Genomic DNA, 19,838 nt, shown 5'->3' on the forward strand with positions numbered 1-19,838 from the left:
CTCCTCCCTGGGTCGGGAGAACGGTACGACGCCCGCTACCGGCCCGTCAGCTCGACCAGCCCGCGGACCGTGGCGATGTCGTGCACGCGGCGCCCGCGGTCCGGGGCGACCGGGGTGAGGTTCAGCGTCGTGACCCCGCTCGCGGCCAGCACACGCAGGCGCTCGGCCACGTGCTCGCGGGTACCGATCAGGCTCGTCGCCCGGACCAGGTCGGTGGGTACCGCGGCCGCCGCCTCCTCCTTGCGGCCGGCCAGGTAGTGGTCCTGGACCACGGCGGCCTCCCGCTCGTAGCCGTAGCGCACGGCCAGGTCGTGGTAGAAGTTCCGGCCCTTCGCGCCCATCCCGCCGACGTACAGCGCCAGCTGCCGGCGCGGCACGTCCAGCAGTTCCTCGACGTCCTCGCCGATGGCCAGGTGCGCGCCGGCCACGACGTCGAGGCGCGGCAGCGCGGGGGAGCGGGCGGCGGCACCGCGGGCCAGGGCGTCGCCCCAGACGGCGTCGGCCTGTTCCGGAACGTAGAACAGCGGCTCCCAGGCGTCGGCCAGTTCGGCGGCCAGCGCCACGTTCTTCTGGCCGATCGCGGCGAGCATGATCGGGATGTGCTCGCGCACGGGGTGGTTGATCAGCCGCAGCGGCTTGCCGAGGCCCGTTCCCCGGCCGGGCGGCAGCGGGATCTGGTAGTGGCGGCCGTCGAACTCGAGCCGCTCCCGGCGCCAGACCCGGCGGCAGATCTCGATGATCTCCCTGGTCCGGCCAAGCGGCGCTTCGTACGGCACGCCGTGGAAGCCCTCGACGACCTGCGGCCCGGACGCGCCGATCCCCAGGGTGAACCGGCCGCCGGACACGTGGTCCAGGCCGGCGGCGGTCATCGCGGTCAGGGTGGGGGTCCGGGTGTAGAGCTGGAGGATGCCGCTCGCGATCTCCACGGTGCTGGTGCGCGCGGCGATGAACCCCAGCTGGCTGACCGCGTCGAAGCTGTACGCCTCCGGCACGAACACGATCTGCAGCCCGGCCGCCTCGTACTCGACGAGGTCGTCGACCGTCTCCAGGAACCCGCCGCTGTACTCCAGCGGCATCCCGATCCGCATCCGAGTTCCCTTCGTTGACACCGGTGTCCGCTCGCGCGCATAATATGACGCTGACGTCAAAATCATACCGCAGGGAGCCAACGATGGCCAAGCACGCCGTGATCGTCGACGCGGTCCGCACCCCGGGCGGCAAGCGGGGTGGCGGGCTCGGCGGCTGGCACGCCGCCGACCTGGCGGCCGAGGTGCTCACCGCCCTGCAACGCCGCAACGACCTCGACCCGGCACTGGTCGACGACGTCATCATGGGCTGCGTCTCCCAGGTCGGCGACCAGAGCGTGAACGTCGCCCGCAACGCCGTGCTCGCCGCCGGCTGGCCGGAGACCGTGCCGGCCACCACCGTCGACCGCCAGTGCGGGTCCTCGCAGCAGGCCGCGCACTTCGCCGCGCAGGGCGTGCTCGCCGGCGCCTACGACGTCGTGGTCGCCGCCGGCGTCGAGGTGATGACCAGGACCCCGATGGGTGCCAGCTCCGCCGGCGGCCGGCCGTTCGGGCCCCGCGCCGAGGCGCGCTACGCCGACCGGGAGACGTTCGGGCAGCGGGGTCTGGTGCCGCAGGGTCTCGGCGCCGAGCTGATCGCCGAGCGCTGGGGCCTGTCCCGCACCGACCTGGACGCCTACGCGGCCCGCAGCCAGGCTCGCGCGGCCACGGCCAGGGACGAGGGCCGGTTCGACCGGGAGATCGTGCCGGTCGAGCGCCGCACCTGGGACGCGGAGACCCGGGAGGCGACCGCGCACGGCACCGACGTCACCGCCGACGAGGGCATCCGCGAGTCCACAGTGGAGTCCCTGGCGAACCTCAAACCCGCGTTCCTGCCCGACGGCCGGATCACCGCCGCCAACAGCTCGCAGATCACCGACGGCGCGTCGGCCGTGCTGATCATGAGCGAGGAGAAGGCCACCGCGCTCGGGCTGACGCCGAGGGCGCGCTTCCACGCGTTCGCGCTGGCCGGCGACGACCCGGTGGCGATGCTGACCGCGCCGATCCCCGCGACCCGCCGAATCCTGGACCGCTCCGGGCTCACCATGGCCGACCTGGACCTGGTGGAGATCAACGAGGCGTTCGCGCCGGTGGTGCTGGCCTGGCAGCGCGAGCTGGGCGCCGACCCGGATCGGGTCAACGTGAACGGCGGCGCGATCGCGCTCGGTCACCCGCTCGGCGCGTCCGGCACCAAGCTGATGGCCACCCTGCTGTGCGAACTGGAACGCACCGGCGGCCGGTACGGGCTGCAGACCATGTGCGAGGGCGGCGGCCTCGCCAACGCGACGATCATCGAGCGCCTGTGACCCTGGCGGCACGGGTCGCCGAGGTACTCGGCCGCGACACCGTCCACCTGCGACGGTTGTCGGCCGGCGCGTCCCGGGAGACCTACGAGGTGTGTGCCGGGCCGGACACGTTCGTGCTCCAGCGGGAACGCGCGGGCGCGGGCCTCGGCGCCACCCGGGTCGACGAGCAGGTGCGGCTGCTGGCGGCGGTCGCCGACCGGGGCGTTCCGGTGCCCGAGATCGTCGCCTGGGACGCCACCGGCGATCGGCTCGGCGCGCCGTTCGTGCTCTCGGCGCACGTGCCGGGGGAGACGCTGCCCCGCCGGATCCTGCGCGCCCCCGACCTGGCCGGCGCCCGGGAGCGCTTCGCCGGCCAGTGCGGCGAGATCCTGGCGCGCCTGCACACCACACCGACCGACGAACTGTCCTGGTTGGACGCCGGCGACCAGCTGGAACGCGTGGTGGGCTGGATCGACGACACCGCGGAGCCGCATCCCGCGTTCGAACTGGCCATCGCCTGGCTGCGTGCCAACCGCCCCCGGCCGGTCGAGCCGGTACTCGTGCACGGCGACTTCCGCAACGGCAACCTGATCGTCGGCCGGGACGGGATCCGTGCGGTCCTGGACTGGGAGATGACCCACCTCGGCGACCCGGTCGAGGACCTGGCCTGGGTGTGCCTCAAGGCGTGGCGGTTCCGCGGCCCCGGCGAGGTCGGCGGCATGGGCGAGGTGCCCGACCTGCTCGACGCCTACGAGCGGGCGGGCGGCCGCGCGGTCGAGCCGGAGCGGCTGTTCTGGTGGCGGGTGCTCGGCACGCTCAAGTGGGGTGCGATCTGCCAGCGGCAGGCCGGGATCCACCTGTCCGGTGCCTCCCGGTCGGTGGAGCTGGCGGCCATCGGCCGACGCGTCTGCGAGACCGAGTACGACCTGTTGGAGCTGCTGCCATGACGCCGAACACCGACGAGCTGCTGGAGGCCGTCGTCGAGTTCCTGCGCGACGAGCTGTCCGACGCGGTTCCGGAGGAGCACCGGTTCCACCTGCGGGTCGCGGTCAACGTCCTGGAGATCGTCCGCCGCGAACTGGCCCTCGGTCCCGCCCACGAAGCCGCCCACGCCGAACGCCTGCGCGCGCTCGGCGTCACCGACGACGCCGAGCTGGCCCGCCGCATCCGCGCCGGCGAGATCGACCCGGCCGCCGTCCGCGCGGCCGTCCTGGAGTCCGTCGTGGACAAGCTGCGGGTGGCCAACCCCCGTTACCCAAAGGACCGTGAGGCTTCCTGTCAACCTCCACAACCGCCACCTCAGGGGAACGTGACCCAACCCAGCCACAAGTACGTGACCCAGTCGAACGTGACTTCGCCAACGGGACCAACAGGGATGAATTCGGAGAGGCGGAACAGTTTCGAGGTTCCGCCGCACGTGGCCGAGCGGGTGGCCGCGGTGCGCGCGTTCGTCGACGAGCAGGTGATCCCCGCCGAGCCCGGCCTGCACCACGGCCGTGTGGGGTTGCCCGCCCTCCAGGCCAGGGCGAAGGCGGCCGGTCTGTGGGCACTCGGGCACCCGGCCGAACTCGGCGGCGGCGGGATGCCGTTCGCCGACTACGTGTACGTCAACGAGGTCCAGGGCCGCAGCGAGTACGGCCAGTACGCCATGGGCACGCACAGCCTGCAGGACAGCCTGATGCTGCACCGGCACGCCACCCCGGCCGTCCGCGACCGCTACCTGGCGCGGCTCGTCGCCGCCGAGATCACGCCCAGCTTCGCCATGACCGAGCCCGGACTGTCCAGTTCGGACCCCACCCAGCTGCGCACCACCGCCCGCCTGGACGGCGACGAATGGGTGGTCTCCGGCCGCAAGTGGTTCGTCACCGGCGCGCGGGACGCCGCGTTCACCACGGTCATGTGCCGCACCGAGCCTTCGGACACCTCCGCGCACCGGTCGTTCAGCATCATCCTGGTGCCCGCCGGCACCCCCGGCTTCCGCGTGCTGCGGGAGATCCCCGTGCTCGGCATCGACCACGACCACCACGAGTTGGAGTTCGACGAGGTGCGGGTCCCCGCCGACCACCTCGTCGGCCCGCGCGGCGGTGGTTTCCGGGTGGCGCAGGAGCGGCTCGGTCCCGGCCGGATCTTCCACGCCATGCGCTGGCTCGGCCAGGCCACCCGCGCCTACGAGCTGATGACCGACCGCCTGCGCACGCGTACGGCGTTCGGCACCCCGCTGGCGGACAAGCAGCTGATGCAGCGGCACGTGTTCGAGGCGTACGCCGCGATCGCCGCGAGCCGGCTGCTCACCCTCGACGCGGCCAGGGTCCTCGACGCCGGCGGCGAGGCCAGGGTGGAGATCGGCATGCTCAAGGTCGTCGGCGCCAGGATGCTCGGCGACGTCGTCGACCGCGCGCTCCAGGTCTTCGGCGCCGAGGGCCTGTCCGACGACACCCCACTCGGGTTCATGTACCGCACCGCGCGCTTCGCCCGCATCTACGACGGCCCCGACGAGGTGCACATCCAGTCGGTCGCCAAGGCCCTGCTGAAGGAGCGTCCGTGACGGGGCCGCTGGCGGGGATCCGCGTGGTCGAGCTGGCCGGGCTCGCGCCGGGGCCGTTCGCCGCGATGGTCCTCGCCGACCTCGGGGCCGACGTCGTGCGGGTCGACCGGCCGGGCACCACCCCCGACCCGACCGACCTGCTCGCCCGCAACCGGACCGTCGTCGCCGCCGACCTCAAGGACCCCGACACCCGGGACCGCGTGCTGCGCCTGGTGGACCGCGCCGACGTCCTGGTCGAGGGCTTCCGGCCGGGCGTAACGGAACGGCTCGGGCTCGGCCCCGACGTGTGCCTCGCCCGCAACCCCGGGCTCGTCTACGGCCGGATGACCGGCTGGGGCCAGGACGGCCCGCTCGCCCCCACCGCCGGCCACGACATCAACTACATCTCCCTCGCCGGTGCCCTGCACCCGATCGGACCGGCCGGCGCCCCACCGGTGCCGCCGCTGAACCTGGTCGGCGACTTCGGCGGCGGCGGGCTCCTGCTCGCCCTCGGCTGCCTGGCCGCCCTGCTCGAACGCCGCCACTCGGGCGCCGGCCAGGTCGTCGACGCGGCCATGGTCGACGGCGCCGGCCTGCTCACCACCCACCTGCACATGCTGCTCGCCCAAGGGATGTGGCCCGGCGAGCGCGGCCGGAACCTGCTCGACGGCGGCGCCCCGTTCTACCGCGCCTACCCGACCTCCGACGGCCGGCACGTCGGCGTCGGCGCCATCGAGCCGGCCTTCTACGCCGCGCTCCTCGACGGACTCGGGCTCGCCGACGCCGGCCTGCCCGACCAGCTCGACCGCGACCGGTGGCCGGAGCTGGAGGCCGCGTTCGCGACCGCGTTCGCGAGCCGGACCAGGGACGAGTGGGAACGGGTCTTCGCCGGTACCGACGCGTGCGTGAGCCCGGTACTCACCCCCGCCGAGGCCACCACCCACCCACATCAGGCCCACCGCGGCGGGTTCACCACCGTCGCCGGCGTCCCACAGCCCGCGCCGGCGCCCCGGTTCGGCCGTAGCGCCACCGGCATTCCGACACCGGTCGCCCGCGCCACCGAGGACACGCTCGCGAGCTGGAGACTGTCCACTGAGGACGTCGAACGCCTCGTCGACGAGGGAGGAGACCCATGACGCGGATCAGCCTCGGCGAGTCCATCACCATGACCGCCAGGAACAAGCCCGACGCGCCCAGCTTCCTGTTCCCCGACGGCGGGCAGCACACCTTCGCCCAGACCAACGCGCGGGTCAACCGGCTGGTCTCCGCGCTGCGTGCCCAGGGCATCGGCCGGGGCGACCGGCTCGCGGTGTTCTCGCTGGACTCCCACCGCTACGTGGAGATCGTGCTGGCCGCGCTCAAGCTCGGCGCGGTGTACGTGCCGCTGAACTACCGGCTGCGCCGCGGCGAGATCGACACCCTCGTCGCCCGCGCCGCCCCCGTCGCGTTCTGCTACGACGTGCGCTACACCGACCTGCTGGCCGGCCTGCCCGACGCGCACCCCAGCATCAAGCTGTTCCTCGCCATGAACGGCGACGAGCCCGAGTACGAGGCACTGCTGGCCACCGGCACCGAGGCCGAACCGCCGGTGGTCGCCTCCGACGAGCACGTCATCGGGCTCGCGTTCACCTCCGGCACCACGGGGCTGCCCAAGGCCGTGCTCCAGTCGCAGCGGATGATGAAGGCCATCGTCACCGAACAGGTCGTCGAGTACCGGATGCGGCCGGACGACGTCCGCTACGCCGCCGCGCCCACCTTCCACATCACCGGGATCTGCCAGCTGCTGATGTGTGTCGCCTACGGCACCCCGTCGCTGATCCTGCCGCAGTTCGACCCGCGCACCACCCTGGACTTCCTCGCCGCCGACCGGCTCACCGCGGTGTTCCTGGTGCCCACGATGATCAGCACGGTCCTCGCCCTGCCGGACGTGCACGACCACACCTACGACCGGCTGCGCCTGATGTACTACGGCGCCTCGGCGATGTCGCCGAACCTGTTGCGCCGCGCCATGGACACGTTCCGGTGCGACTTCCTCAACGCGTTCGGCGCCGGCACCGAGGCCGGCCTGCAGGCCGTGCTCACCCCTGAGGACCACCGGGCCGCGCTGGACGGTCGCCCGGAGCTGCTCGGGTCGATCGGCAAACCCGCGTTCGGAGTCGCGCTGCGGATCGTCGACGAGGACCTGAACGAGGTGCCGACCGGCGAGGTCGGCGAGATCGCCACCCGCAGCGACATGGTGATGGACGGCTACCTGGAGATGCCGGAGGAGACCGAGCGGGCGCTGCGCGGCGGCTGGTTCCGGGCGGGCGACCTCGGCTACCTGGGCGAGAACGGCTACCTCTACCTGGCCGGGCGCAAGAAGGACATGATCGTGCGCGGCGGGGAGAACATCTTCCCGATCGAGATCGAGTCGGTGCTCGCCGAGCACCCGGCGGTCGCGCAGGCCGCGGTTGTCGGGGTCGCCGACGAGCACTGGAGCGAGGTCGTGCGGGCGTGGGTGACGCTGCGGGACGGCGCGACCGCCACCGCCGAGGAACTCGCCGGGCACTGCGCGCAGCGGCTCGCGAAGTTCAAGGTGCCGGCCGAGTTCCGGTTCGTCGACGCGTTGCCGACCAACGCCAGCGGCAAGATCCTCAAGCGCGAACTGCGTACCTGGAACTGAACGTGAAGGATTGTGACATCATCGTCAGAACCGCCGGAGCCGACCGTTCCGGCAGACGGAGGATCCACACATGAGTCCACGCGGGGGAAGTCCGAAGGGACGGGCGGTCATCGCCGCGTCCGCGTCGCAGAAGGAGCGGCGCGGCGTCGGCCCGATGACGCCCAAGGGGCGGGAGCGGCGCACCGAGATCCTGCGCGCCGCGCGCACGGTGTTCGAGGAACGCGGTTTCCTGGAGACCAGGGTGGCCGACATCGTCGCCGCGGCCGATGTCGCGCAGGGCACCTTCTACACCTACTTCGACTCCAAGGAAGCCGTCTTCGCCGAGGTGGCCCAGCAGGTCATCGAGACGATGATGGACGACCTGCACACCGACTACGTCTCCGACGTCGAGCCGGTCGAGCGCATCCGTCGCGCGATGGTCCGGTTCGTCGACGCGTTCCGGCCGAACGCGGTGATGATCGGCCTCATCGAGCAGGTCGGCACGTTCACCCCGGAGATGCGCCGGCTCCGCCTCCGCCTCCGCGAGTCCTTTGTGGACCGATCGGCGCGCGGGATCAAACGGATGCAGGAGGACGGGATCGCCGACCCCGGCGTCGATCCGGTGATGCTCGCCGAGGTGCTCGGCGCCATGGTGGACCAGACCTGCTACATCTGGTTCTTCCTGGGCAAGCCGTTCGACACCGAGTCCGTCGTGGAGTCGCTGACCACCGTCTGGGCCCGCGGGATCGGCGTCAAGGGCGCCTGATTTCCGATATTGACATCGGTGTCAAAAAAAGGTTGAGTGCGAGGGGTGACGAACGACCCCGACGCCGTGCTCCTCGAACGCAGTGACGGCGTCGCGACGATCACCCTGAACCGCCCCCGGGTGAAGAACGCCATGACCTGGGACGGCTGGACCGGGCTGCGGGACGCGGTCCGCGCGATCGACCCGCTCACCGACCGGGTGGTCGTCGTGACCGGTGCCGGCGAGGACTTCTGCGCCGGCGCCGACCTGACCGGACCGGCGACCGGCGGCCACCAGGTCGACGACATGCGGATCGTCGGCGACGCCTGCCTCGCGCTGCACCGGCTGCCGATACCGACGATCGCCCGGGTGGACGGGGTCGCGGTCGGCGCCGGGATGAACCTGGCGCTGGTGTGCGACTTCGTGGTCGCCGCCGCGCGCGCCCGGTTCTCCGAGATCTTCGTCAAGCGCGCGATGTCGGTGGACTTCGGCGGCTCCTGGTTGCTGCCCCGCCTGGTCGGCCTGCGCCGCGCCAAGGAACTCGTGCTGCTCGGCGACATCATCGACGCCGCCAAGGCCGACGAGCTTGGCCTGCTGCACCGGGTCGTCGAGCCGGCCGACCTGGACAAGGTCGTCGCCGAGCTGGCCGACCGGCTCGCCGCCGGACCCCGGCTGGCGATGGCCGGCTCCAAGGCCCTGCTCAACGACGCGTTCGACGTGACGCTGGAACGCGCGCTCGACGAGGAGGCCAGGGCCCAGGCCGTCAGCGTCTCGTCTCCCGACGCCGCCGAGGCGATCGAGGCCTTCCTGCACAAGCGGACGCCGGACTTCCGGCGGTCCGGCACCACGAACGAGGAGGAGCGATGAGGGTCGAGGGCAGTGTCGCGCTGGTGACCGGTGGCGCGTCCGGGCTCGGGCTCGCGACGGCCAACCGGCTGGCGAAGGCCGGCGCCAGGGTGGTGGTCCTGGACCTGCCCACCTCCGCCGGCGCCGAGGTCGAGACCGACGCGATCCGGTTCGTACCCGGCGACGTCACGTCCGCCGACGACGTCACCCGCGCACTGGACGCCGCCGCCGAACTCGGCCCGCTGCGCGTCACGGTCAACTGCGCCGGCATGGGCGTCCCGGCCAAGACGCTCGGCAAGCACGGCCCGGCCGAGATGGACGGGTTCGTCCGCACGGTGACGGTGAACCTGTTCGGCACGTTCAACGTCATCCGCCTGGCCGCCGCGCGGATGGCCGCCACCGAACCGGTGGACGGTGAGCGCGGCGTCGTCGTGAACACCGCGTCGGTGGCGGCCTTCGAGGGGCAGGTCGGGCAGGCCGCCTACTCCGCGTCCAAGGGCGGCATCGTCGGCATGACGCTGCCGGTGGCCCGCGACCTCGCCTCGTCCGGCATCCGCGTGGTCACCATCGCCCCCGGCATCTTCGACACCCCGCTGCTCGGCACCCTGTCCGAGGAGGTCCGGGAGTCGCTCGGCCGCCAGGTCCCGCACCCCAGCCGGCTCGGACAGCCCGCCGAGTACGCCGCCCTGGTCGCGCACGTCGTGGAGAACGCGATGATCAACGGCGAGACGATCCGGCTGGACGGCGCGATCCGGATGGCGCCCCGGTGAGTGCCGACCCGTTCCGGTGGACGCCGGAGCACGAGGAGTTCCGCGCGGTCCTGCGCAAGCTGACCGAGTCCCGCACCCCGCTGGCCTGCGCTCCCGCCCCCGCGTCGGCCGACCAGCGCGAACGGGAGCTGTGGCGGGCGTGGGCCGACGAGCTGGGCCTGCCCGGTCTCGTGGTGCCGGAGTCGCACGGCGGCGCCGGCTTCTCCCGCCTGGAGCTGGCGATCGCGGCCGAGGAGCTGGGCCGCGCGGTCGCCGGCGGACCGCTGTTCGCCTCGGCCGTGCTCGCTACCGAGGCGCTGCTCGCCACCGGCCCGGACGCCGCGGCCGCCGAGATCCTGCCCGCCCTCGCCGGAGGAACCTCGGTCGCCGCGCTCGCCGTGGTCGAGGAATCCCACCGCTGGGCGGCCGCCGACGTGCGGACCCGCGTCGGAGACGGCCGGCTGACCGGGGTGAAGCACGCCGTGCTCGGCGCCGCCGACGCGGACGTGCTCGTGGTCGCCGCCCGCGAGGACGCCGGCGTGTCGCTGTTCCTGGTCGAACCGGGCACTGGTGTCGAGATCGTGCCGCTGGCGGTACTCGACCCGAGCCGCCCGGCCGCCCGGGTCGACCTGACCGGCGCACCGGCCCGCCGGATCGGCGTCGCGGGGGAGGGCTGGCCCGCGGTCGAACGCGCGCTGGAGGCCGGTGCGGTGTTCCTGGCCGCCGAACAGGTCGGCGGCAGCCGCGCGCTGCTCGACGCCGCCGTGGAGCACGCCAACACCCGGGTGCAGTTCGGCCGGCCGGTCGGGCAGTTCCAGGGCGTCAAGCACCGGCTCGCCGACATGGCCGTACGCACCGAGCTGGCCGCCGCGGCCGCGACCTGGGCGGCCTGGCAGGAACCCGGGACCGACACCGCCCGCCTCGGCGCCGCCGTCGCCCGAGCGCACTGCGCCGACGCCTACCTGGAGACGGCGCTCGACGCCATCGGCGTGCACGGCGGCATGGCGATCACCTGGGAGCACCACGCGCACCGGTACCTGCGCCGCGCCCGCGCCGACCTCGCGGTCCTGCCCGGACCGGCCGAGCAGCGCCGCCTGCTGGAGACCATGATCGGGACGGGGGTCTGAGCATGCCGCTCGACGTCACCGGGCTCGGCCTGGACGCGCTCGCCGCCCGGGTCCGGGCCTGGCTCGAGGACCACCTGCCGGCGCACTGGCGGGACGCCGCGCTCACCGGCGACCGGCACGCGCTCGCCGCGATCGCCCGCGACGACGCCGTCACCCGCGCCTGGTACGCCGAACTCGGCGACTCCGGGCTCGCCACCGCAGGCTGGCCGGTCGAGCACGGCGGCCTCGGCCTGGCCGCGGACGGGGTCGCCGTGGTCGCCGACGAGCTGGCCCGCCTGCACGCCGGTCGTCCGATGAGCGACTTCGTCGGTGTCGCCCTCGCCGGGCCGACGATCGTCGAATGGGGCACCGACGAACAGAAACGGCGGTTCCTGCGCCCACTCGCGCTCGGCGAGCACCGCTGGTGCCAGCTGTTCAGCGAGCCAGGCGCCGGCTCCGACCTCGCCGCGCTCACCACCCGCGCCACCCGCTGCGCCGACGGAGACTGGGTGGTCGACGGGCAGAAGGTGTGGAGCTCGTTCTCCGACCGCGCCGACTACGGCCTGCTGATGGCCCGGACCGACCCGGGTCGGGCCAAGCACCGCGGCATCACCTACTTCCTGCTCGACATGCGCTCGCCCGGCGTCGAGGTGCGGCCGTTGCGCCAGCTCAACGGGCAGTCCGAGTTCGGCGAGGTGTTCCTCACCGACGTCATGGTGCCCGACACCGACCGGCTCGGCCGGGAGAACCAGGGCTGGGCGGTCGCCATGACCACGCTCGCGCAGGAACGCAGCGGCCTGTCCGGGCGTCCCGGCGTCGGACCCGGTCGCGCCGACGCGCTCGCCGCCCGCGCCCGGGACACCGGCGCCTGGGACGACCCGCTGCTGCGCGACCGGATCCTGCGGGCGTTCGTGGCCGAACGGGTACTCCAGATGACCACCGTGCGCGCGTTCGCCGACCTCGGCCGCCGCGAACCCGGCGCGGAGGGTTCGATTCGCAAGCTCGCGCACGGCACGCTGGACGCCACGCTCGGCCTGCTCGCCACCGAGGTCGAACCGGGCGGCGCGGTCGCGCACGACCCGGCCGACGGGGACGCGGAGGCGGCGCTGGACGCGTTCCTGTCCGGGAAGATCCTGTCGATCGCGGGCGGCACCAGCGAGATCCAGCGCAACATCATCGGCGAGCGGGTACTCGGCCTGCCCCGCGACCGCGACCCCTACGCCGACGTCCCGTTCGCGGAGCGTCCCCGTGGCTGAGCTGCCGTCGACGGAACGCGTCCGGGTCCACCCGGCCGGGGACGGCGTGGTCGAGGTCGAACTGCACCGGCCCGAGCGCCTCAACGCCATGTCGGTCGAGCTGATCGACGACCTGCACGCGGTGCTGGCCGCGCTCGCCGGTCGCACCGACGTCCGGGTCGTGGTGCTCACCGGCGCCGGCCGCGGCTTCTGCGCCGGGCTCGACCTGCACGACTACGGCGAAGCGGGCCCCGCCGAGACCCCGCAGGCCCGCTTCGCCCTCCAGGAGCGCATCGCCGCCCTGGTCACCGGTCTGCGCGACCTGCCGCAGGTGGTGGTCGCCGCCGTGCACGGCGCGGCCGCAGGGGGCGGGCTCGCGCTCGCGCTCGGTGCCGACGTCCGAGTCGCCGGCCCGGCCGCCCGGTTCGCGGTGTCGTTCGTGCGGGTCGGTCTGTCCGGCGCGGACATCGGCGTCAGCTGGCTGCTGCCCCGGCTGGTCGGCGCGTCCGCCGCGTTCGAGCTGCTGCTCACCGGGCGCGCGGTCGACGCGGACGAGGCCGCCCGCATGGGGCTGGTCACCCGGGTCGCCGACGACCCCCGCGCCGCCGCGCACGAGGTCGCGGCCGAGGTGCTGGCGAACAGCCCGATGGGGGTGCGGATGACCAAGCAGGTGATGTGGAGCCAGCTCGAGGTCGGCAGCCTGCGCGCCGGCATCGACCTGGAGAACCGGACGCAGATCATGACCAGCTTCACCCGCGACCACGTCGAGGCCGTGGACGCGTTCGCCGATCGCCGCCCACCCCGCTTCGAGGACCGCTGAGGAGGACCATGACCGAGCACCTCGTGGTGGACGCGGCCCGCAGGCTCGTCGCCGAGCACCCGCCGGCCAGCACGCCGACCGAGGAGTTCCTCGGCGCCCGGTTCGACGCCGGGCTCGCCTGGGTGCACTTCCCGCGCGGGCTCGGCGGGCTCGGGGTCGCCCCCGGCCTGCAGGGCGCCGCCGACGCGGTGGTCGAGGCGGCCGGCGGGCCGAACCCGTTCGACCTGAACCCGATGGGCTACGGGATGGCCGCGCCGACCGTGCTGGCCCACGGGAGCCCGGCGCTGCACGAGCGGCTGCTGCGGCCGCTGTACACGTGCGAGGAGATCTGGTGCCAGCTGTTCAGCGAACCCGGCGCCGGCTCCGACCTCGCCGGGCTCGCCACCCGCGCGGTCCGCGACGGCGACGGCTGGCGCGCGACCGGGCAGAAGGTGTGGACCAGCAAGGCACACGAGGCCAGGTGGGCGCTGCTGCTCGCCCGCACCGACCCGGACGTGCCCAAGCACAAGGGCCTGACCTACTTCGTGCTCGACATGCGTGACCCCGGCGTCGAGGTGCGGCCGCTGCGGCAGCTCACCGGCGACGCCGAGTTCAACGAGGTCTGGCTGCGCGACGCCCGGCTCGACGACGCCTGGCGGCTCGGTGACGTGGGCGCCGGCTGGAAGGTCGCGATGACCACCCTGATGAACGAGCGCACCGCGATCGGCGGCGGCTCCATCGAGCGGGGCAGCGGCTCGATCGGCGACGCTCTCGCGCTGTGGCGGTCCCAGCCGGACCCCGGACTGCGGGACCGCATCGTGACCCTGTTCGCCCGCGCCGACGCGCTGCGGCTCACCGGCATGCGGCACGCCGCCGAACGCGGCGACGGCCCGGCCGGACCGATGGGCTCACTCGGCAAGCTCGTGGGCGCCGAGCTGAACCAGGCCGTCTACGAGCTGTGCGTTGACCTGCTCGGCACCGCCGGCACCCGCCATCCCGGCTACGACGGCGACCCGGCCACGCACGACACGCTCACCTGGAAGTTCCTGCGGTCGCGGGCCAACACGATCGAGGGCGGCACCGCCGAGGTACTGCGCGGGATCCTCGCCGAACGGGTGCTCGGCCTGCCCGGCGACATCCGGGTGGACAAGGACACGCCGTGGCGGGAGGTGCCCCGTGGCTGACCTGCTGCGCGAGACGGTCCGGGCGGCGGCCGAGGACGGCGCCGACTGGCGGGCGCTGGGCGAACAACTCGGCGTGCTCGGCCTCGCCGTGCCCGAGCGGTGGGGTGGTTCGGGCGCGGGTCTGGGGGAGGCCGCGGTCGTCGCCGAGGAACTGGGCGCCGTACTGGCGTCCGTGCCGTTCGTGTCCACAGTGGTCGCGGCCCGCCTGCTGGTCGAATCCGGCGACGACGCCGCGTGCGCGGACCTGTTGCCCGGCCTGTGCGACGGCTCCCGCACCTTCGCCGTCGCGTCCCTGCCCACCGGCGTGGACCGGCCGGCCGGCACCGCCGAGGGCGTCGTGGACGGCCCCGGCGCCACCGACCTGCTCGTCCTGGCCGGCGACGGACTGTTCCACGTGGACGGCGCCGCGGCCGAGGTCGTCCCGGTGCCCACGCTCGACCTCACCCGCCCGCAGGCCGACATCACGTTCGCCGAGACCCCCGCCCGCCGCCTCGGTCCGGCCGCACCGGCGACCGACGTCGCCGTGACCCTGCTGGCCGCCGAACTGGTCGGCGTGGCCAGGACGATGCTCGACACCGCCGTCACCTACGCCAGGGAACGGGTGCAGTTCGGGCGGCCGATCGGCTCGTTCCAGGCGGTCAAGCACCGGTGCGCGGACATGCTCGTCGAGCTGGAGCTGGCCAGGTCGGTGGCCGAGCACGCCGCCCGGACGCACGATCACGGCGGCGACGACCCGGCGCTGGCGTCGAGCCTCGCCCACGTCGTGGCGACCGACGCGGCGCGCCGGGTGACCGGCGACGCGATCCAGGTGCTCGGCGGCGTCGGGATCACCTGGGAGCATCCCGCACACCGGTACTACAAGCGGGCGGTCACCTCGGCGGCACTGTGGGGCGGCCGAGCACACCGCGACCGCCTCGCCAAGCTCGCCATCGACGGAAACGACGGGAGGAGCAGCCATGCCGGATGAGGTCACCGTGACCGAACCGGGCGACGGCACCCTGGTCGTCACGATCGACCGGCCGCACGCCCGCAACGCGGTCGACGAGGAGGTCGCCCGAGGGATCGCCGCCGCCCTGGACCGCCTCGACGCCGACCCGGACCTGGTCGTCGGCGTGATCACCGGTGCCGGCGGCACGTTCTGCGCCGGCATGGACCTCAAGGCGTTCGTGCGCGGCGAGGTCCCGGTCGTGCCCGGCCGCGGCTTCGCCGGCATCGTCGAACGGTCCGCGCGCAAGCCGGTGATCGCCGCGGTGGAGGGCTACGCGCTCGCCGGCGGCTTCGAGATCGTGCTGGCCTGCGACCTGGTGGTGGCGGCGCGCGGCGCCACGTTCGGGCTGCCCGAGGTCCGCCGCGGCCTGGTCGCCGCCGGCGGCGGCCTGCTGCGCCTGCCCAGACGGGTGCCCTACCACGTCGCGATGGAGCTGTCCCTGCTCGGCAGCCACGTCGACACCGCCCGCATGCACGCCCTCGGCCTGGTGAACCGCCTGGTCGACGACGGCGCCGCGCTCGCCGAGGCCCGCGACCTGGCCCGCGCGATCGCCGCGAACGGCCCGCTGGCGGTGGCCGCGACCAAGCGGATCGTCGTGGAGAGCGCCGACTGGCCGGCCGACGAGGCGTTCGCCCGTCAGGCGGTGATCGCCGACCCGGTGTCCACGTCGGCCGACGCACGCGAGGGCGCACTGGCCTTCGCCGAGAAGCGCGCTCCCGTCTGGACCGGCCGGTGACCGCCGACCCGGTGCTGGTCGACGTCGACGGGCCGGTCGCGACCATCACCCTCAACCGCCCCGAAGCACGCAACGCGATCAACCCCGCCCTGCTCGCCGCCCTGGCCGAGGCGATGGCCGAGGCCGACGCGGCCGAGAACGTGCACGCGGTCGTGCTCACCGGCGCCGACCCCGCCTTCTGCGCCGGACTCGACCTCCGCGAGCTGACCGGCCTGCACGACGCGGTCACCTCGGCGACCGGATCGCCGTGGCCGCCGATCGGCAAGCCGGTGGTGGCCGCCGTGAACGGTCCGGCGGTGACCGGCGGTTTGGAGCTGGTGCTGAACTGCGACGTGGTGATCTGCTCGGACCGCGCCAGGTTCGCCGACACCCACGCCCGCGTCGGGGTCCTCCCCGGCTGGGGCCTCACCGTGCTGCTGCCGCTCGCCGTCGGCCGGGCACGGGCCAGGCAGATGAGCCTGACCGGCGACTTCGTCCCCGCCGACCAGGCGCTCGCCGCCGGTCTGGTCAGCGAGGTCGTGCCGCACGACGACCTGCTGGCCAGGGCCGGGACGATCGCCGCCACGATCGCCGGCAACAACCAGCGGGCCGTGCGCGCGCTGCTGGCCTCCTACCGCGAGGTGGAGGCCGAGCTGGTCGCCGGCGGCTACGACGCGGAGGCCCGCGCGGCCCGCTCCTGGGCCGCGACCGACCTCGACCTGGCGGAGTCCACCCGCCGCCGCTCCGCCGTCGTCGACCGAGGCCGCCGGCAGACCTGACTCACGCGGCCGTGAACGCGGCGACCCGTCCGTCGCGCAACGCGAGGTGGGACCCGGTGAACCGGGACCGCATCCGCCGGTCGTGGGTGACGACCACGACCGTGCCCGGGTAGTCGACCAACGCCGCCTCCAGCTCCTCGACGAGCGCGGGGGAGAGGTGGTTGGTCGGCTCGTCCAGCAGCAGCAGGTCGACCGGCTCGGTGACCAGCCGGGCCAGTTCGATCCGGCGCCGCTGCCCGTAGGACAGGTCCTCCACCCGCTGTAGCAGGTCGTCCGGGGCGAACAGGCCGAGTGAGAGCAGCGCCTCGGCGTGCTCGTCCACGTCGCCGACCCGGCCGAGGCCGAACGCCCGTACCACCGTCAATCCCGGTGGCCACGGCTCCTGCTCCTGCCGCAGGTGCCCCACCCGGCCGGCCACCCGCACGTCACCGCTGTCGGGCGCCAGCTCCCCGGACAGCACCCGCAGCAGCGTCGTCTTGCCGGCCCCGTTCGGCCCGGTGACCAGCAGCCGATCACCGTTCCCCAGCCGCAGCGAGTCCACGTCGAGCCGGTCGCCGACCCGCACCCCGGCCAGCTCGGTCACCACGTCGTCCGCCTCCGTCGTGATCCTGGCGGTGAAGGTGAGCGGTTCCGGCGGCGCGGGGACCGGGTTCTCGGTCAACCGCGCCACCCGCTCCTTGGCGTTGCGGATCCGGCTCATCGCCCCGTGACCCCGCCCGCGCGTCCGGAAGTGCCCGGACCCGAACACCGACATCGGCAGCTTGCGCGGGATGTTCTCCAGCCGCGTCACGTTCGACGCGATCAGCTCCCGGTTCCGGTCCAGCTCGGCGCGCCACCGCTCGTACGCCAGCAGCCTGCGTTGCCGCTCCGCCGCCTTCGCCGTCAGGTAGCCCTCGTAGCCGTCCCCGTAGCGGGTCACCGCGCCCGCGTCGACCTCCAGGACCGTCGTGGTGAGCCGGTCGAGGAACAACCGGTCGTGGGTGACCGCGACGACGGTGCCCCGGTGTCCGAGCAGGTGGTTCTCCAGCCAGGCCACCGCCTGGTCGTCCAGGTCGTTGGTCGGCTCGTCGAGCAGCAGCAGCTCGGGCTCCGCCGCCAGCGTCGCGGCCAGCGCCAACCGTGACCGCTCGCCGCCGGACAGGGTGTCCAGCCGCCGGTCGCGCGCCAGGCCGGGCAGCCCGAGCCCGTGCAGCGCGATCTCCACCCGCGCGTCCGCCTGGTAGCCGTCCCGTGCCTGGTACCGGTCGACCAGCGCGGCGTAGCGCGCCAGCAGGTCCGCGTGCTCGGCCGGCGGGCGTTCGGCCAGCTCGGCCTCGACCCGGCGCATCCCGGCCTCCAGCTCCCGCAGGTCGGCCAGGGCCAGGTCGACGGCGTCCCGCGCGGTGGCCTCGCCCGGCAGCTCCAGCGTCTGGGCCAGGTAGCCGACCCCGCCGGGCGCGACCACGGTCACCGTGCCGTTGTCCGGCCGCTCGTGCCCGGCGATGAGCTTGACCAGGGTGGACTTGCCGGACCCGTTGTCGCCGATCACGCCGACCTTCTCGCCCGGCCGGACGGTGAAGCCGATCCGGTCGAACACCACCTGGTCCTGGTAGCGCTTGGTGACCTCGTGCAGTGCGAGTTGCGCCGTCGTCACGTGCTGGCACTCCCTTCGTAGTCGGGGTAGGCACGCAGCGCGGACGCCAGCTCCGGACTCACCCGCGCGGTGAGCCGGGTGCCCTGCGCGGTGTGCTCCTCGGCGAGCACACCGCCCTCCTGGTGCGCCCGCGCGACCAGGCCGCCCTCCGTGTAGGGCACCATCGCCTCGACCTCCACCTCCGGGTGCGGCAACAGCCTGTCGACCAGGGCACGCAGCTCGTCGATGCCCTGCCCGGTACGCGCGGACACCGCGATCGAGCCTGGTTCCTCGTCCAACAGGCGGGCCACGACGGCCGGGTCGGCCGCGTCCGCCTTGTTCACGACCACGACTTCGGTGACCCCGCCCGCGCCGACCTCGCGCAGCACCTTCCGGACGGCGTCCAGCTGCGCCGCCGGGTCCGGGTGCGTGCCGTCCACGACGTGCAGCACCAGGTGCGCGTCCGCGACCTCGTCGATCGTGGAGCGGAACGCCTCCACCAGGTGGTGCGGCAGGTGCCGGACGAAGCCCACGGTGTCGGCGACGGTGTAGGTGCGCCCGCTGGGGGTCTCCGCCCGGCGCACGGTGGTGTCCAGGGTCGCGAACAACGCGTTCCACACCAGCACCCCGGCCCCGGTGAGCTGGTTGAGCAGCGAGGACTTCCCCGCGTTGGTGTAGCCGGCCAGCGCGACCGACAGCACCTGCCGGCGCCGCCGTTCCTCGCGTTTGACCTCCCGTCCCGTCGCCAGCTCGGCGATCTCCCGGCGGAGCTTCGCCATCCGCTGGTTGATCTGCCGCCGGTCGGTCTCGATCTTGGTCTCGCCGGGGCCTCGGGTGGCCATGCCGCCACCGCCACCGCCGCCCATCTGCCGGGACATCGACTGACCCCAGCCGCGCAGCCTCGGCAGCATGTACCGCATCTGGGCCAGCGCCACCTGTGCCTTGCCCTCCCGGGTCTTGGCGTGCTGGGCGAAGATGTCCAGGATCAGCGCCGTCCGGTCCACCACCTTGACGCCCACCACGTCCTCGAGGTGCACCAGCTGGCTGGGGCTGAGCTCCCCGTCGCAGACCACCGTGTCGGCCTCGGCCGCCACCACCAGCTCGCGCAGCTCCTCGGCCTTGCCCGAGCCGATGTAGGTCGCCGGGTCCGGCTTGCGCCGCCGCTGCACGACCCCGTCGCGCACCTCGGCGCCCGCGGTCTCGGCCAGCGCGGCCAGTTCGGCGAGCGAGCTCTCCGCCTCCTCGGCGGTCCCCGACGTCCAGACGCCGACGAGCACGACCCGCTCCAGGCGCAGCTTCCGGTACTCGACCTCGGCGACGTCGGTGAGGTCGGTGGACAGCCCGGCGACCCGGCGCAGCGCGGACCGCTCCTCGCTCTCGGGGGTGTCCGCCGGCGTGTGCTGGTCGTCCATCAGCGCGTCCGCACGCTGCCGTCGCGGCGCGGAGCCTTCAGGATGAGTAGTCAAAGGGAGTCCTTTCTCGAGGAAGGAAGCCGTCGACGCCCCGGGACGAACGCACCGGAAGGCGGACAGGTGGAACCAGGGCCCGAACGAGGCCGGAAAGGG

Annotated in this window: 18 protein-coding genes; 15 read left to right on the forward strand and 3 right to left on the reverse strand. The window is 73.8% G+C overall.

What is annotated here, in order from left to right; all coding sequences use genetic code 11:
• Positions 1-35: 35 nt before the first annotated feature.
• Positions 36-1,088 (reverse strand): LLM class F420-dependent oxidoreductase, encoded by a 1,053-nt coding sequence (locus JT362_RS10420; RefSeq protein WP_260190882.1) that lies wholly within the window; start codon positions 1,086-1,088, stop codon positions 36-38.
• Positions 1,089-1,171: 83 nt separating this feature from the next.
• Between JT362_RS10420 and JT362_RS10425 the strand changes: the two genes are divergently transcribed.
• The 15 genes from JT362_RS10425 (at position 1,172) to JT362_RS10495 (ending at position 16,661) form a co-directional block, all read left to right on the forward strand.
• Entirely contained in the window at positions 1,172-2,371 is a 1,200-nt protein-coding gene (locus JT362_RS10425; protein WP_260190883.1) for an acetyl-CoA C-acyltransferase, read from the forward strand.
• Positions 2,368-3,297, forward strand: a complete 930-nt coding sequence (locus tag JT362_RS10430) for a phosphotransferase family protein (protein ID WP_260190884.1) — start codon at positions 2,368-2,370, stop codon at positions 3,295-3,297. The genes JT362_RS10425 and JT362_RS10430 overlap by 4 nt, the downstream gene beginning before the upstream one ends.
• Entirely contained in the window at positions 3,294-4,895 is a 1,602-nt protein-coding gene (locus tag JT362_RS10435) for an acyl-CoA dehydrogenase family protein (protein WP_260190885.1), read from the forward strand. Before JT362_RS10430 ends, JT362_RS10435 begins: the two co-directional genes overlap by 4 nt.
• Positions 4,892-6,010 (forward strand): CaiB/BaiF CoA transferase family protein, encoded by a 1,119-nt coding sequence (locus JT362_RS10440; protein WP_260190886.1) that lies wholly within the window; start codon positions 4,892-4,894, stop codon positions 6,008-6,010. The genes JT362_RS10435 and JT362_RS10440 overlap by 4 nt, the downstream gene beginning before the upstream one ends.
• The gene (locus JT362_RS10445) at positions 6,007-7,536 is read left to right on the forward strand and encodes a class I adenylate-forming enzyme family protein (RefSeq protein ID WP_260190887.1); all 1,530 of its coding nucleotides are present in this window, start codon (positions 6,007-6,009) and stop codon (positions 7,534-7,536) included. Before JT362_RS10440 ends, JT362_RS10445 begins: the two co-directional genes overlap by 4 nt.
• Positions 7,537-7,606: 70 nt before the next feature.
• A complete protein-coding gene (locus JT362_RS10450) occupies positions 7,607-8,281 on the forward strand; it encodes a TetR/AcrR family transcriptional regulator (protein WP_260190888.1) in 675 nt (224 codons plus the stop codon).
• Between the two features lie 45 nt (positions 8,282-8,326).
• Complete coding sequence (locus JT362_RS10455; RefSeq protein WP_260190889.1) at positions 8,327-9,127, forward strand: enoyl-CoA hydratase/isomerase family protein; 801 nt, start codon at positions 8,327-8,329, stop codon at positions 9,125-9,127.
• Complete coding sequence (locus JT362_RS10460) at positions 9,124-9,876, forward strand: 3-hydroxyacyl-CoA dehydrogenase (protein WP_260190890.1); 753 nt, start codon at positions 9,124-9,126, stop codon at positions 9,874-9,876. Before JT362_RS10455 ends, JT362_RS10460 begins: the two co-directional genes overlap by 4 nt.
• On the forward strand, positions 9,873-10,982 hold the full coding sequence (locus JT362_RS10465; RefSeq protein WP_260190891.1) for an acyl-CoA dehydrogenase family protein: 1,110 nt from the start codon (positions 9,873-9,875) through the stop codon (positions 10,980-10,982). Before JT362_RS10460 ends, JT362_RS10465 begins: the two co-directional genes overlap by 4 nt.
• Before the next feature lie 2 nt (positions 10,983-10,984).
• Positions 10,985-12,217, forward strand: a complete 1,233-nt coding sequence (locus JT362_RS10470) for an acyl-CoA dehydrogenase family protein (protein WP_260190892.1) — start codon at positions 10,985-10,987, stop codon at positions 12,215-12,217.
• A complete protein-coding gene (locus JT362_RS10475) occupies positions 12,210-13,016 on the forward strand; it encodes an enoyl-CoA hydratase/isomerase family protein (protein WP_260190893.1) in 807 nt (268 codons plus the stop codon). The genes JT362_RS10470 and JT362_RS10475 overlap by 8 nt, the downstream gene beginning before the upstream one ends.
• Before the next feature lie 8 nt (positions 13,017-13,024).
• Positions 13,025-14,179 (forward strand): acyl-CoA dehydrogenase family protein, encoded by a 1,155-nt coding sequence (locus JT362_RS10480; protein ID WP_260190894.1) that lies wholly within the window; start codon positions 13,025-13,027, stop codon positions 14,177-14,179.
• The gene (locus tag JT362_RS10485) at positions 14,172-15,146 is read left to right on the forward strand and encodes an acyl-CoA dehydrogenase family protein (RefSeq protein WP_260190895.1); all 975 of its coding nucleotides are present in this window, start codon (positions 14,172-14,174) and stop codon (positions 15,144-15,146) included. Before JT362_RS10480 ends, JT362_RS10485 begins: the two co-directional genes overlap by 8 nt.
• Entirely contained in the window at positions 15,136-15,903 is a 768-nt protein-coding gene (locus JT362_RS10490; RefSeq protein ID WP_260190896.1) for a crotonase/enoyl-CoA hydratase family protein, read from the forward strand. The genes JT362_RS10485 and JT362_RS10490 overlap by 11 nt, the downstream gene beginning before the upstream one ends.
• Positions 15,900-16,661 (forward strand): enoyl-CoA hydratase, encoded by a 762-nt coding sequence (locus JT362_RS10495; protein WP_260190898.1) that lies wholly within the window; start codon positions 15,900-15,902, stop codon positions 16,659-16,661. The genes JT362_RS10490 and JT362_RS10495 overlap by 4 nt, the downstream gene beginning before the upstream one ends.
• A 1-nt stretch (position 16,662) precedes the next feature.
• Here JT362_RS10495 and JT362_RS10500 read toward each other — a convergent pair whose 3' ends face one another.
• A complete protein-coding gene (locus tag JT362_RS10500) occupies positions 16,663-18,294 on the reverse strand; it encodes a TlrC/CarA/OleB/SrmB family ABC-F type ribosomal protection protein (RefSeq protein ID WP_260190899.1) in 1,632 nt (543 codons plus the stop codon).
• Positions 18,291-19,685, reverse strand: a complete 1,395-nt coding sequence (gene hflX, locus JT362_RS10505; protein ID WP_260190900.1) for a GTPase HflX — start codon at positions 19,683-19,685, stop codon at positions 18,291-18,293. The genes JT362_RS10500 and hflX overlap by 4 nt, the downstream gene beginning before the upstream one ends.
• Between the last annotated feature and the right edge of the window lie 153 nt (positions 19,686-19,838).

It is taken from the genome of Actinophytocola gossypii (genome assembly GCF_025165815.1).
In the GTDB taxonomy this organism is placed as follows: domain Bacteria; phylum Actinomycetota; class Actinomycetes; order Mycobacteriales; family Pseudonocardiaceae; genus Actinophytocola; species Actinophytocola gossypii.